This window comes from Bacillus sp. Root131 (assembly GCF_001429475.1).
Lineage (GTDB): Bacteria > Bacillota > Bacilli > Bacillales > Bacillaceae_G > Bacillus_A > Bacillus_A thuringiensis_S.
The window spans coordinates 481070-494210 of the sequence record NZ_LMJQ01000001.1 but is presented as its reverse complement, the minus strand read 5'-3'; the positions used below and the strand labels follow the sequence as shown (position 1 = coordinate 494210).

The following is a 13141-nucleotide window of genomic DNA, read 5'->3' as shown; positions in this document are numbered from 1 at the left end:
TGTATTATATGCAATTGCTTTCATTATGACAAATGCCGCACTTTTCCAATTAGCTCAATAACTATTATGTTGACGAATTTGAAATAAAATTATATAGTTACTTACATAAAGTAATTATTATATTTTTTGGGAGGTTTCTATTATGATGCCATCATTATTTTTAGCACACGGATCACCGATGCTTGCTATTCAAGATACAGACTATACAAGGTTTTTAAAAACACTTGGAGCAACATATAAACCGAAAGCGATTATTATTTTCACTGCTCATTGGGAAAGTGAAGCATTAACGATTTCTTCATCAGATAACGAATATGAAACAATTTATGATTTTGGAGGTTTTCCTCCTGAGTTATACGAAATCAAATATCGTGCGAAAGGTTCTTCTAACATTGCATCTATGTTAGAAACAAAATTTAAAAACAAAGGTATTCCAGTCCATCATAATATGACGAGAGGTTTAGATCATGGCTCATGGACTCTTCTGCACCGCATGTATCCAGAAGCAAATATTCCTGTCGTCCAAATTTCAGTCAATCCATTCCTTCCTGCAAAAGAGCAATTTAAGATTGGAGAAGCACTTAAAGGGCTTGGACAAGAAGATATTTTAATAATCGGTAGCGGTGTTACTGTTCATAACTTACGAGCTTTGAAATGGAATCAAACGACACCCGAACAATGGGCAATTGAATTTGATGATTGGATTATTAAACATATGCAGACTACTGATAAAGATGCATTATTTAATTGGGAGAACAATGCCCCTCATGCACAATTAGCAGTACCAAGAGCAGAGCATTTTGTTCCTTTATTTATCGCTATGGGAAGCGGTGAAAATAACGGTGAAGTCATTCACCGCAGTTATGAGATGGGTACATTAAGTTATCTTTGTCTTCAATTTTAAAGAAAAGGATGAAGCAATCGTTGCTTCATCCTCTTCTTTTTCATTCACTTAGTTAACTAACTTCCAAATGTCGTTTCTCTGATACCTCTTCGTTCTTATTATGAAAATAAACCCAAATGCACGCAATAAATAATAGTGATGATGTAGAGAAGAAAACATATTGGAAGCCCGCATGTGCTGCAATTTGTCCACCAAGTACTGGTCCAATCATATTTCCTAAAAATTGAAACGATTGATTATATCCAAATATTCGTCCCGTTACATGGGTTGGTGTATGTTGTTTTAGTAGAGTTTGTACGGAAGGTAATAATCCTGCTTGTGCGATACCTAATAAAAATCGAAGAATTAATAGTTGCCAAGCTGAGGTTACAAATGCTTGCGGGATAAAAATAATTCCTGCAGCAAACAACGCTACAACTAACGTTTTTTGAGGACCAATTTGATCTGATAATCTACCTAGCTTAGGAGCTGCCATAATAATAGCTAAACCTGTCGCAGACATGACTGCACCTGCAATCATTTCAATATGAGCTGTTCCTGGGCCTTCTAAATTCTTTACATACAATGTAATAATAGGTTGAATTGACATGTTCGCAAGTTGAATAATAAATGTTGTTACAAATAAACTAATAATTAAATGCTTTGCTGGAACCATCGTCCATACTTTTTTCTGTTGTACTTTTTTTGCTTGAGCGGAGTGATTCTCTTCATGTAGGAAGAAAAAAACGATGAGAAAAGAAAGGAATAAAAAAGCTCCTGTAACAAGAAAAACATGGCGCATTCCAATTAACTCCGACAAATAACCACCAAGTAATGGGCCAAGTAAAGAACCGCTCACGCCCCCAGTTGAAATTGTAGAAATTGCCCAACCTGAATGCTCTTTCGGAGTTTCTGCTGCAATAAATGTCATCGCCGTTGAAAGGAAACCAGATACCGCTCCCATCAAAAATCTTAGTGCGACTAGTTGATACACATCCGTTACAAACCCCATAAGCGTCATAATAATCGCCATACCAAGGCTCGCACGAATAAGCATCAATTTCCGTCCATGTATATCACCAAGCTTTCCCCATATTGGTGATACGATCGCACCCATTAAAAATGTTATACCAAATGCAAGTCCTGACCACTGTGCAATACTAGAAGTGCCAGTTACTCCTAATTCCTCAATATAAAAAGATAAAAAAGGAATTACTAAACTCATACCGGCTGCAGTGGTAAAACAACCTAGCCAACAAATCATCAAATTTCGTTTCCAGCTGGCCATTTTCACACCTTCTTTCTTTAGATACCCATTCTACACCCTTTCTTGTAAAAAGTTTAGTAATTTGCTTTATTTGTAAAATCCACTACAAAACCCGCTATTTTCTAGTGAAAATCACTACATCTCTACATTATTTTCATAAAAAAACCAACTCCCATATATGGAGTTGGTTAATTACTCTCTACCGGTATTAAACGTGCATTACAACATCGCTCATAAAACTCAACCGGACCTGCTTGTCCAATAATTGCGTATTCATATCCTTCTTTCTTCATACTATGTAAACAACGATATAACAATTGCTTCCCTACACCATTCACACGATTTTTTTTCGCTGTGCCCATTGGACCAAACAATCCCTTCTTTCCTCTCACTACATCATAACAAGCGAAACCTACTATCACTTCTTCTTGTTCTGCTATATAAATAGATAAATTATCTTTATATGTACGAAATCCATACTCTATTGAATGTAACCAACGTTCACCAAATTCCTCTTTAACAAAACTTGCTAATTTTTCAAAATCAGAAGGGCTAGCCTTTCTAACAGTACAAATTAAATGATTATAAGTAGGAACAAAACATTTTAGATCGACCGCTAAATCTCTTGGCTCAGCTATAATACGTAATATATCTTTTTTTATTTGTACATTTCCAATAAACGTATCTACATGAAATAGTGCATATATAACATGTCCTTCATTCATTATTACTTGCTGGAAACGTTCCATACGTTTCTTCGCTATTTGTAAAATTTCTAGCACCTTATAAGATACCTTATATTGTCCTATTTTTTCATACTCTTGATACGGTGAGTCGTATTGTTTTCGTATTGAAAGTTTTTCTGAAAACTCTATCCCCACTTTACGGAACAAATACATATACAACTCGCTACAAACTCCAGTACCTTCTTTACACATACCGATAAACAGATGAGCTGGTTGAATGATATTACTTTCTGCCTCTTCTGCTGCAATCTTCAATATGTTATGAACACGTTTTGTAAATTTATACTCCTCCATATGTATCTCCATCCCCTATTACTTTACTAGTAAACCGTAACCATAAATAAGTGAAACGATTATTCCAACTACCAATATACCTGGCAATAAATTTGCCACCTTAATTTTAATAACACCAAGTAAGTTCAATCCAATAGCGGCTATCATAATACCACCTGTAGCTGTCATTTCCACTATAAATTGATTCATTAATTCTTTCGGGACCAAACTATTAATTTGTGTTGCAAAAACCGCAATCCCTCCTTCGTATAAAATAACTGGAATCGCCGAAAATACTACACCAATTCCTAAAGTTGTCGTTAATATAATAGAAATAAATCCATCGATAATCGCCTTTGTAAATAAAATATCATGATTGCCACGAATCCCGCTGTCGAGTGCACCAAGTATGCCCATCGCACCTATTGCAAAAATTAAAGTAGCAGTTACAAAGCCTTCTGATATGCTCCCTTTCCCTTTTGATCCAACTTTATTTTCTAGCCAATCCCCTAAATGTTTTAACTTTCTCTCTAATTGTAGCCATTCCCCGATGACGGTACCAATCACTAAACTTAGTATGACAACAAGAAAATTTTCACTTTTCAATGCCATTTGAAGCCCAAGCACAGTAACCGCTAAACCGATTGCATGCATAATTGTTCCCTTCATACTTTCTGGAATCCTACTAAATAATTTACCTAGTAAAGTACCAAATATAATACAAATCCCATTTACAACTGCTCCTAATATAACCATTTCTTATTCTTCACCCTTCGAATTCTTTATTTCTATATTTTGGTTTATACATTGATTTACAGGTTATCTATATGTTAACTTAATATTAAGAATATTAACAAATGTTTTCCACTACATAAACCGCAATTTTTTTTGTAGTAATACATAATGTGAAACTTTAATTAACGTGAGTTTTATTGCCCACAAATTGCGGTATAAATTCAAAAGGGACGGTATTTATGAAAACTTTACTAAAACGATTTCTGTTAATAGCCTTTTGCATTACACCAATTGTTTTATTAATTAACTACTCTTTTACTTCAAAAGCGAAAGACAAACCCGATTTGCAAAACAAATCTAGTAAAACCGCTTCAACAAGTGAAAAGAAAATAGAAGACCCGGAAATTACACTCACTTTCTCTGGTGATACAATGTTCGATTGGCAATTACGTCCTGTAATCGAAAAAAATGGGGCTGATTATCCATTCCAACATGTAAAAGAAGAAATAACAAAAGCTGATATTTCTTTCGTTAATTTAGAGTCAGCATTTACAACGAGAGAAAAGAAAGCTCCTGGACAACTGTTTTGGATTAAAAGTGATCCATCCACGCTACAAGCTATAAAAAACACTGGATATGACATCGTAAATATCGGAAATAACCATACACTTGATTATGGGCAAGATGGATTATTAGACACGATTTCTCACGTAGAAAAATTAAAATTCCCTTATATCGGAGCCGGAAAAAATGCAAAAGATGCATATACAGCACGAGAAATGACTGTAAAAGGGAAAAAGTTCAAATTTCTTTCCTTCGTTCGATTTATGCCTGATACGAACTGGGTAGCTGGTAACAATAAACCTGGTGTTGCAAACGGATATGATTTAAATCTCGTAACAAAAACAATTAAAGAGCAAAAACAAGATGCAGACTATTTAATCGTCTATATGCATTGGGGCGTTGAAAAATCAAATCGTCCGGTAGAATACCAAAAACAATATGTACCTAAAATGGTTGAAGCAGGAGCTGACGCGATTGTCGGGAGTCACCCGCATTGGTTACAAGGATTTGAGTATTATAATAAAGTTCCTATCGCTTATTCATTAGGTAACTTTTTATTCCCAAGTTATGTGAGTGGGAAAAGCGCCGAAACTGGCGTATTAACTTTAACTTTTAAAGGAAAGGATGTACAAATGTCATTCAATCCTTACATCATTCGTAACAACCAAGTTTCCCCTGTAAATGAGGAAGAAAAGAAAAAAGCTCTTCAATATTTACAAACAATTTCAACTGATGTAGAAATTGATGCTACAGGGAAAATAAAAAACAAACGAAACTAGACAGCTCAAGATCTATTTCTCTGTAACATACATTACAGAATAGGTAATGAACATGCTGAAAGACTTAATAGAAAATGTAAGTTTGTTAGAGAATATTTATAAAATATCTATAGCCGTTCTACTTTTATGTTCAATTTTCTCTGTTAGACTTCTAAAAAAAATAAAACGCGAACGAAAACTTACTACCTTTGAATTTACTATGTATGTAATCATTCGTATTGCGATACTCTTTTGGTTAACTAGCTTTATCCTTCTTGAATATGGAAAATATTTAGTTTAACTATAAAAAGATAGATACAAGTAGCGTTTCTACTGCTTATATCTATCTTTTTTATTTCTAGTAAAACCGTATGTTATCCCTTTCCTTCTATTAAGTAAGTAAATCAAACAAGATGGGATTTTTATTAAGCTCCATAAATTGAATATTATTTTCTTTAAAGCGAGTAATTAATTGCTCATAATCTTCTTTATGTTTCAACTCTACGCCGACTAACGCTGGACCATTTTCTTTATTATGTTTCTTAATGTATTCAAAGCGCGTAATATCATCTTCTGGTCCTAATCCTTTATCAAGAAATTCTCTTAGCGCACCTGAACGTTGCGGGAATTCAATAATGAAGTAATGTTTTAATCCTTCGTAAATGAGCGAACGTTCTTTCATTTCTTGCATTCTATCAATATCGTTATTTCCACCACTTAGCGTGCATACAACTGTTTTACCCTTTATTTCATCTCTATATAAATCAAGCGCTGCAATAGATAGTGCACCAGCCGGTTCAGCTACAATTGCATTTTTCTTATACAGTTCTAAAATCGTCGTACAAACTTTTCCCTCTGGTACTAAAACAATGTCATCAATTACATCTTTACAAGTTTCAAATGTTAACTTTCCTACTTTTTTAACAGCTGCCCCATCAACAAAACTATCTATTTTCTCTAATGCGACATTTTCATTTTGAAGAAAAGCCTCTTTCATAGATGCAGCTCCCATCGGCTCTACACCAATAACCTTTGTAGCAGGACTAACACCTTTCACATATGTACCAACACCTGATGCTAACCCACCACCGCCGATTGCCGTAAAGATATAGTCAACCGATTTCTCCATATCATGCATAATTTCAACTGCAACTGTCCCTTGACCAGCAACTACATACGGATCATCAAACGGATGAACGAACGTCATTCTATTTTCTTCACAATAGCGCTGCGCTTCTTGGAAAGAGCTATCAAATGTATCACCAACTAATACGATTTCCGCAAAATCACCACCGAAAAATTGTACTTGTGATACTTTTTGTTTAGGTGTTGTCGTCGGCATGAAGATTTTTGACGCAATCTTCAATAAATTACACGTATAAGCAACTCCTTGCGCATGATTACCAGCGCTCGCGCATACAACACCGTTTTGTAATTGTTCTTTTGATAAACTTTGAATTAAATTGTACGCACCACGAATTTTGAAAGAGCGAATCAATTGTAAGTCTTCTCGTTTTACATAAACGTCACAATCATATTTCTCAGATAAAACTGTATCACGTTGTAACGGTGTTTTAATAACGATATCTTTCATGCAATTATGAGCCATTAAGATATCTTCAATTTTCACTCTCTCCTTTACCTTCTGCACCATTATATATCATCCTTATCTCTTTTAAATTGGCTCAATCAAAATCCGGGATTTTTAGAACTGCACCTGTATTCGCCGATGTTACCATCTGTGCATAACGTCCAAGCCAGCCAGTTTTCACTTTCGCTTCTGGTCGTTTCCATTCTTTTTTACGCTTATCTAATTCTTCATCACTAACTCTTACTTCTAGCAAGCGTTCTTCAACATCAATACATACAATATCCCCTTGTTCAAGAAGTGCAATCGTTCCACCCGCAGCTGCTTCTGGTGAAATATGTCCTACTGAAATACCACGTGAAGCACCCGAGAAACGACCATCCGTTAATAGCGCAACATCTGCACCTAATCCCATTCCAGCAATCGCTGAAGTTGGCGCTAACATCTCTGGCATACCAGGGCCACCTCTTGGTCCTTCATAGCGAATAACAACTACATCGCCTTTCTTCACTTTTCCAAGCATAATGCCCGCAAGCGCCTCATCTTGTGAATTAAAAATAACGCAAGGTCCTTCAAAACGCTTTACCTCTGTTGCACCGCTTTTAATAACCGCTCCATCTTTCGCAAGGTTTCCTTTTAATATACGTAATCCCCCTTCTTCACTATGAGGGTTTTCGAGAGAATGAATAACTTCCTTATCTTTAATCTCTGCATGAGCAATGTTTTCTCTTAACGTCTGCCCGGTAGCCGTTATTCGGTCTAGATGAAGCACCCCTTCTTTTCGGCTCATCTCTTTCAAAATTGCACTAATCCCGCCCGCTCGATCAATATCTTCCATGTGCCAATTGGAAGCAGGGCTTACTTTACATAAATGTGGTACACGTCTTGAAACGGCATCAATGCGATTCATATCGTAATCTAAACCCGCTTCTTGTGCGAGAGCTAATGTGTGCAATACTGTATTCGTTGATCCACCCATTGCCATATCAAGCGCGAACGCATCATCAATCGCTTCTTCCGTTACGATGTCTCTTGGTTTAATATCTCTTTCAATTAAAATTTTTAATTTCTCTGCTGCTTGTTTAATTAACTCTTCACGTCTTGGATCAATTGCTAAAATACTCCCGTTACCAGGAAGAGCTAAACCTAACACTTCACATAAACAGTTCATAGAGTTCGCCGTAAACATTCCGGAACAAGAACCACAAGATGGACAGCCATGATCTTCAATATCCTTTAATTCTTCTTCTGAAATTTTCCCAGATTGATAAGCTCCTACTCCTTCAAAAACAGAACTTAAATCGACAACTTCTCCTTTAGATGTTTTTCCTGCTGCCATCGGGCCGCCTGAAACAAACACAGTCGGAATGTTAATACGTAGTGCAGCCATCATCATACCAGGTGTAATTTTGTCACAATTTGGGATACAAATCATGCCGTCAAACCAGTGTGCATTTACAACCGTTTCTACTGAATCTGCAATAATTTCACGACTCGGAAGAGAATAACGCATACCGATATGTCCCATCGCAATACCATCGTCAACTCCAATCGTATTGAATTCGAATGGTACCATACCTGCCGCGCGAACTGCCTCTTTTACAAGTTTCCCAAACTCGTTCAAGTGCTTATGCCCTGGAATAATTTCAATAAAAGAATTACAAATCGCTATGAAAGGTTTATCAAAATCTTCATCTTTCAAACCAGTTGCTTTTAATAAACTACGGTGCGGCGCTTTATCAAAACCTTTTTTAATCATGTCACTTCTCATCTTGTCAAATCCCCTCTTACGTATTTTTCACTTACAATCACTTACTCTATTTTTTCACTAATTCTTTCGGTGCATGAATCCAGCTCATCATTTCACGAAGCTCTGCCCCTACTTTTTCTAACTGATGATTTCGCTCTGCTTTTTTCATCGCATTATACGTTGGACGCCCTGCTTGATTTTCTAAAATCCATTTCTTCGCAAATTCACCTTGCTGAATTTCTGTCAAAACACGCTTCATTTCCTTCTTCGTTTCATCTGTAACAATTCTCGATCCTGTTACATAATCTCCGAACTCTGCCGTATCTGAAATAGAATGGCGCATATTCGTTAAACCGCCTTCGTACATTAAATCAACAATTAACTTTAATTCATGCAAACATTCAAAGTATGCAATTTCAGGTCGATATCCACCTTCTGTTAATGTTTCAAAACCAGCTTTCACAAGCGCAGTTACCCCGCCGCAAAGCACTGCTTGCTCTCCGAATAAATCCGTCTCTGTTTCTTCTTGGAATGTCGTTTCAATTACGCCTGCACGTGTACAGCCTACACCTTTTGCATACGCAAGAGCTAAACTTAATGCTGTTCCTGTTGCATCTTGATGTACTGCCACTAATGCCGGAACACCATTTCCTTCTTGAAATACACGACGAACGAGGTGACCTGGACTTTTTGGCGCGACCATCGCTACATCTACGTAACTTGGCGGGGTAATTTGTCCGAAGTGAATATTAAATCCATGTGAGAAAAGTAACATTTGTCCTTCACGAAGATTCTCTTCTACCTCTGCTTTATACACATAAGCTTGCTGTTCATCTGGCAATAACATTTGTACAACTTGTGCGGTTCGAACCGCTTCTGAAACAGACATTACTTCAAATCCATCTGCTTTCGCTACTTCATACGACTTACCAGGACGAACACCAACTACAACTTCTACACCAGAATCACGTAAATTTTGTGCTTGCGCATGACCTTGTGATCCATAACCAACTACTGCAACAGTTTTTCCTTGTAATAACTCTACATTTGCATCTTTCTCATAATATGTTTTCATATTCCATACACTCCTTATAATTTATTTACTTGCAGTACATCAATTAATTTTTTCAACTGACTAACAAGTAATGTCGCTTCATTTTCAGTACAAACTGCTGTGAGTTTCATTTCAGAAACACCACTTGTATCTCTTTCATTTAAATGTAAAGAAGAAATATAATAACCACGCCGAGCAAAAATCCCACTTATACGTAATAAGACGCTTGGCTCGTTATGAATAACGAGTGAAAAAGTATGATTCATTCTTCCCACCTCTTCATAATCATTTCGTTATTCCCTTTGTTTGGCGGAACCATCGGAAATACGTTTTCACCTTCTTCTACACAAAAATCAACTACGGCAGGACCTTCATGAGCAAATGCTTCTAACATCACTTGTTTCGCCTCTGTTGAATTTGTCGCTCTTAATCCCTTCACTCCATAAGCTTCTGCCACTTTCACAAAATCTGGCGATCCAATTTTTGATTCTGATAAACGATTTTCATAAAACATTTCTTGCCATTGCCTTACCATCCCTAAAAATTTGTTATTTATGATAAATACTTTTACAGGGATGTTATTTTCAGCAATTGTTTGTAGTTCTTGAATGTTCATTTGAAAAGAAGCATCACCTGCAATACAAATGACAAGTTCTTCTTTTTTAGCTAGCTGAGCACCAATTGCTGCTGGAAAACCAAACCCCATCGTTCCTAATCCTCCAGAGGTAAGGAACGTCCGAGGTTTTCTTGCTTTATAGAAGTGAGCAGCCCACATTTGATGCTGTCCTACTTCTGTTGTGACAATCGCTTCACCATTCGTTAATTCACTTACTAAGTTGATCACATGCTGTGGTTTTAACTCAGATTCTTTTTGCTTATAAGAAAGTGGATATTCTTCTTTCCATGCCTTTACTTTCTGAAGCCATTCGTCTGTTTGTGTATAAATAGACATATGTAACAACATGTGTAACGCTTTTTTCACATCACCAACAATGGGATGCTCTACAGTTACATTTTTATGAAACTCAGAAGGATCAATATCAATATGTACTTTTTTCGAGTGCGGAGAAAAAAGTTCTAATTTTCCTGTTACACGATCATCGAAGCGAACACCTAATGCAAGTAGTAAATCACATTCTGTTACCGCCATATTAGCAGCGTATGTCCCATGCATACCAAGCATCCCTAAAAACAATGGATCTCCCGGTGGATATGCACCAAGTCCCATTAAAGTTGAAACGACTGGAATACGGTTCTCCCTTGCGAATTCAAAAAGTTCATCGGATCCACCTGAATGAATGACACCTCCCCCAATATAAAGAAGCGGACGCTTTGATTTTGAAATTGCTTTAGCTACCTCTCTAAGTTTCATGCTGTCTGGTACAAGTTCTGGTTTGTACCCCGGAATATCAACTTCTTCATTAAAGAAACTGGTGACTTTTGCATTTTGAACATCTTTTGGAATATCGATTAATACTGGTCCCGGGCGTCCGCTTTCGGCGATGTAAAAAGCTTCTTGCACAATTCGTGATACATGATTTACATCACGAACTTGGTAATTATGCTTCGTAACAGGTACTGTAATTCCGACAACATCCGCTTCTTGAAATCCATCTTTACCAATTAAAGGCGTTGCAACTTGGCCGGTAATGACAACTAAAGGAATCGAATCCATATAAGCGTCTGCTAAGCCGGTAACTAAATTTGTCGCCCCTGGGCCAGAGGTAGCAAAGACTACCCCGACCTTTCCAGAAGCTCTCGCATATCCTTCAGCCGCATGAATGGCAGCTTGTTCATGACGAGTTAAAACATGTTTCAAACCACTTTCGTATAACGCATCGTATACTGGTAAGATCGCTCCGCCTGGATAGCCGAAAACGGTCGTTACACCCAATTTCTTCAAACATTGAATCACGTGCCCAGCGCCTGTCATTTCTTCACACTGTAACTTCTCATACGCTGTATACTGCTGCTTCATTTCAATTAACTCCTCTCCTTATTTATGCTAAGCTTTCCGTCAGCCCGGGAACACGTACTCCTCTTTCTCTCGTTAATTTTTTAAATTCTTCGGTCAATTGTTTCGTTACACTTCCTGGTTTCCCATCTCCAATTTCTCTCGAATCAACTTTTACAACTGGAATTAACTCCGCTGCTGTTCCTGTTAAAAATACTTCATCCGCTACATATACATCATGGCGAGTGAATGGTCTTTCCTCACATGGAATACTCAGTCGTTCACATAGCTCGATAACACTATTTCTCGTAATACCTTCTAATGCTCCTAAATAGGATGGTGGGGTTAATACTTTTCCATCTTTCACAACGAAAACATTATCGCCAGAACCTTCACAAACATATCCTTGTTGATTTAACATAAGAGCCTCTAACACTCCTGCTTGTGCCGCTTCAATTTTTACAAGTACGTTATTTAAGTAGTTCATTGACTTAATGCGTGGATCTAATGCATCTGGCGTATTACGTCTTGATGCAACAGATACAACGCTTAATCCATTATCGTAAAATTCCTGAGGGAATAACTTTAATTGTTCTGCAATGATAATAACGCTCGGTTTCACACAACTTCTAGGGTCGAGCCCTAAGTCACCTTTTCCTCGTGAAACAATTAAACGAATGTAAGCATCCGCATACTCATTTTTTTGCAACGTTTGTAAAACTGCTTCTTCCATTTCGTCAACTGTCAGTGGGACTGTAAGTAAAATAGATTTTGCCGATTCATATAATCGTTTTACATGTTCTTTTAAACAAAATACATTTCCTCCGTAACTACGAATCCCTTCAAATACACCGTCTCCGTATAAAAAGCCGTGATCATATACTGAAACAACTGCCTTTTCTTTTTCTACAAATTCCCCATTCATGTAAATGTACTGGTTTCCCATCTCACATCGCTCCTCTTTTTTTCTCTATTTTTTGCAATCTATTTCTACATCGATTGCTGAGATGAGTATTTTTAACGGAATATTCAGTATATAAATATTAAAAATATACTCGTCTCAACAATCGATTACTTACATACTTGTAGCAATCCATTGCTGAGACGAGGGAATCGTGGTACCACTCAGCTTCCTTACACTTCTCACGAAATATAAGCTCTGCAAGTCCAATTAGACTTTTGTTTTTCTATCGGGAACAAACCCGCTACTTTTTACTAATTTTCAAAAGTAGTGCTCCGAGGTGATTTTCAATGAGTGCATTGTTACCACCCTCACAGCCTCGGGGCAGCTCTCTGAAACAATCTTTATCATTTACTCTCCTCTTCCACGCATTCTCTTATTCTATTTTCTAAAATAAAAACTCTCGCCTCAGCAATCAACTACTACAATTTAGTAGCTTTGATTGCTGAGGCGAGAGTTTCGCGTTACCACTCAGCTTCCTTATACTTCTCGCGAAATATAAGCTTCGTAGGTCCAATTAGACCCCCGTCCTTTTACCGGAGACGATGCCGCCGCCCTCTACTCAGTTTCCCTTTCGCAAGCGATGCTCCGAGGTGATCTTCAATGAT

At 37.1% G+C, this 13141-nt stretch carries 12 protein-coding genes and 2 other annotated features (1 of these 14 only partly in view); of the genes, 3 read left to right on the top strand and 9 right to left on the bottom strand.

What is annotated here, in order from left to right; genetic code table 11:
- The first annotated feature begins 142 nt into the window (after nucleotides 1–142).
- Complete coding sequence (locus ASE54_RS02535) at nucleotides 143–904, top strand: class III extradiol ring-cleavage dioxygenase (RefSeq protein WP_000982885.1); 762 nt, start codon at nucleotides 143–145, stop codon at nucleotides 902–904.
- A 52-nt stretch (nucleotides 905–956) separates the two neighbouring features.
- Here ASE54_RS02535 and ASE54_RS02530 read toward each other — a convergent pair whose 3' ends face one another.
- From ASE54_RS02530 to ASE54_RS02520, 3 genes are all read right to left on the bottom strand, one after another.
- Entirely contained in the window at nucleotides 957–2171 is a 1215-nt protein-coding gene (locus tag ASE54_RS02530) for a multidrug efflux MFS transporter (RefSeq protein WP_000179292.1), read from the bottom strand.
- A gap of 167 nt (nucleotides 2172–2338) precedes the next feature.
- Nucleotides 2339–3190, bottom strand: a complete 852-nt coding sequence (locus tag ASE54_RS02525) for a GNAT family N-acetyltransferase (RefSeq protein WP_000393445.1) — start codon at nucleotides 3188–3190, stop codon at nucleotides 2339–2341.
- 18 nt (nucleotides 3191–3208) lie between these two features.
- Nucleotides 3209–3925 (bottom strand): DUF554 domain-containing protein, encoded by a 717-nt coding sequence (locus ASE54_RS02520; protein WP_000236049.1) that lies wholly within the window; start codon nucleotides 3923–3925, stop codon nucleotides 3209–3211.
- Between the two features lie 218 nt (nucleotides 3926–4143).
- Here ASE54_RS02520 and ASE54_RS02515 point away from each other — a divergent pair, with 218 nt between their 5' ends.
- Both ASE54_RS02515 and ASE54_RS33490 read left to right on the top strand, forming a co-directional pair.
- Nucleotides 4144–5247 (top strand): CapA family protein, encoded by a 1104-nt coding sequence (locus ASE54_RS02515; protein ID WP_000854495.1) that lies wholly within the window; start codon nucleotides 4144–4146, stop codon nucleotides 5245–5247.
- Nucleotides 5248–5299: 52 nt separating this feature from the next.
- Nucleotides 5300–5527, top strand: coding sequence for a hypothetical protein (locus ASE54_RS33490; RefSeq protein ID WP_003260559.1), 228 nt, complete (start codon nucleotides 5300–5302; stop codon nucleotides 5525–5527).
- A 90-nt stretch (nucleotides 5528–5617) separates the two neighbouring features.
- Here ASE54_RS33490 and ilvA read toward each other — a convergent pair whose 3' ends face one another.
- Genes ilvA through ilvE form a run of 6 tightly spaced genes read right to left on the bottom strand, consistent with a single transcriptional unit; the run spans nucleotide 5618 to nucleotide 12518 of the window.
- A complete protein-coding gene (gene ilvA / locus ASE54_RS02510) occupies nucleotides 5618–6880 on the bottom strand; it encodes a threonine ammonia-lyase IlvA (protein ID WP_000250343.1) in 1263 nt (420 codons plus the stop codon).
- A 31-nt stretch (nucleotides 6881–6911) separates the two neighbouring features.
- Nucleotides 6912–8585, bottom strand: coding sequence for a dihydroxy-acid dehydratase (gene ilvD, locus ASE54_RS02505; RefSeq protein WP_001255822.1), 1674 nt, complete (start codon nucleotides 8583–8585; stop codon nucleotides 6912–6914).
- Between the two features lie 46 nt (nucleotides 8586–8631).
- Nucleotides 8632–9639, bottom strand: coding sequence for a ketol-acid reductoisomerase (gene ilvC, locus ASE54_RS02500; RefSeq protein ID WP_003257992.1), 1008 nt, complete (start codon nucleotides 9637–9639; stop codon nucleotides 8632–8634).
- A 14-nt stretch (nucleotides 9640–9653) separates the two neighbouring features.
- Nucleotides 9654–9884: an ACT domain-containing protein gene (locus ASE54_RS02495; protein WP_014895215.1), complete on the bottom strand. Its 231-nt coding sequence runs from the start codon at nucleotides 9882–9884 to the stop codon at nucleotides 9654–9656.
- On the bottom strand, nucleotides 9881–11596 hold the full coding sequence (gene ilvB / locus ASE54_RS02490) for an acetolactate synthase large subunit (protein ID WP_000813467.1): 1716 nt from the start codon (nucleotides 11594–11596) through the stop codon (nucleotides 9881–9883). The genes ASE54_RS02495 and ilvB overlap by 4 nt, the downstream gene beginning before the upstream one ends.
- Nucleotides 11597–11618: 22 nt before the next feature.
- Complete coding sequence (gene ilvE, locus ASE54_RS02485) at nucleotides 11619–12518, bottom strand: branched-chain-amino-acid transaminase (RefSeq protein ID WP_000528163.1); 900 nt, start codon at nucleotides 12516–12518, stop codon at nucleotides 11619–11621.
- A gap of 151 nt (nucleotides 12519–12669) precedes the next feature.
- Nucleotides 12670–12909, bottom strand: a binding site (T-box leader).
- Between the two features lie 67 nt (nucleotides 12910–12976).
- Nucleotides 12977–13141 (bottom strand) — a binding site (T-box leader); it runs 81 nt beyond the window's last position.

Bases quoted from the DNA above. Each gene is read 5' to 3' on its own strand.
- ASE54_RS02525 (WP_000393445.1), bottom strand. From the start codon at position 3,190: ATGGAGGAGTATAAATTTACAAAACGTGTTCATAACATATTGAAGATT.
- ilvB (WP_000813467.1), bottom strand. From the start codon at position 11,596: ATGAAGCAGCAGTATACAGCGTATGAGAAGTTACAGTGTGAAGAAATG.
- ASE54_RS02515 (WP_000854495.1), top strand. From the start codon at position 4,144: ATGAAAACTTTACTAAAACGATTTCTGTTAATAGCCTTTTGCATTACA.
- ilvC (WP_003257992.1), bottom strand. From the start codon at position 9,639: ATGAAAACATATTATGAGAAAGATGCAAATGTAGAGTTATTACAAGGA.
- ASE54_RS02495 (WP_014895215.1), bottom strand. From the start codon at position 9,884: ATGAATCATACTTTTTCACTCGTTATTCATAACGAGCCAAGCGTCTTA.
- ilvD (WP_001255822.1), bottom strand. From the start codon at position 8,585: ATGAGAAGTGACATGATTAAAAAAGGTTTTGATAAAGCGCCGCACCGT.
- ilvE (WP_000528163.1), bottom strand. From the start codon at position 12,518: ATGGGAAACCAGTACATTTACATGAATGGGGAATTTGTAGAAAAAGAA.
- ilvA (WP_000250343.1), bottom strand. From the start codon at position 6,880: ATGGTGCAGAAGGTAAAGGAGAGAGTGAAAATTGAAGATATCTTAATG.
- ASE54_RS02530 (WP_000179292.1), bottom strand. From the start codon at position 2,171: ATGGCCAGCTGGAAACGAAATTTGATGATTTGTTGGCTAGGTTGTTTT.
- ASE54_RS02535 (WP_000982885.1), top strand. From the start codon at position 143: ATGATGCCATCATTATTTTTAGCACACGGATCACCGATGCTTGCTATT.
- ASE54_RS33490 (WP_003260559.1), top strand. From the start codon at position 5,300: ATGCTGAAAGACTTAATAGAAAATGTAAGTTTGTTAGAGAATATTTAT.
- ASE54_RS02520 (WP_000236049.1), bottom strand. From the start codon at position 3,925: ATGGTTATATTAGGAGCAGTTGTAAATGGGATTTGTATTATATTTGGT.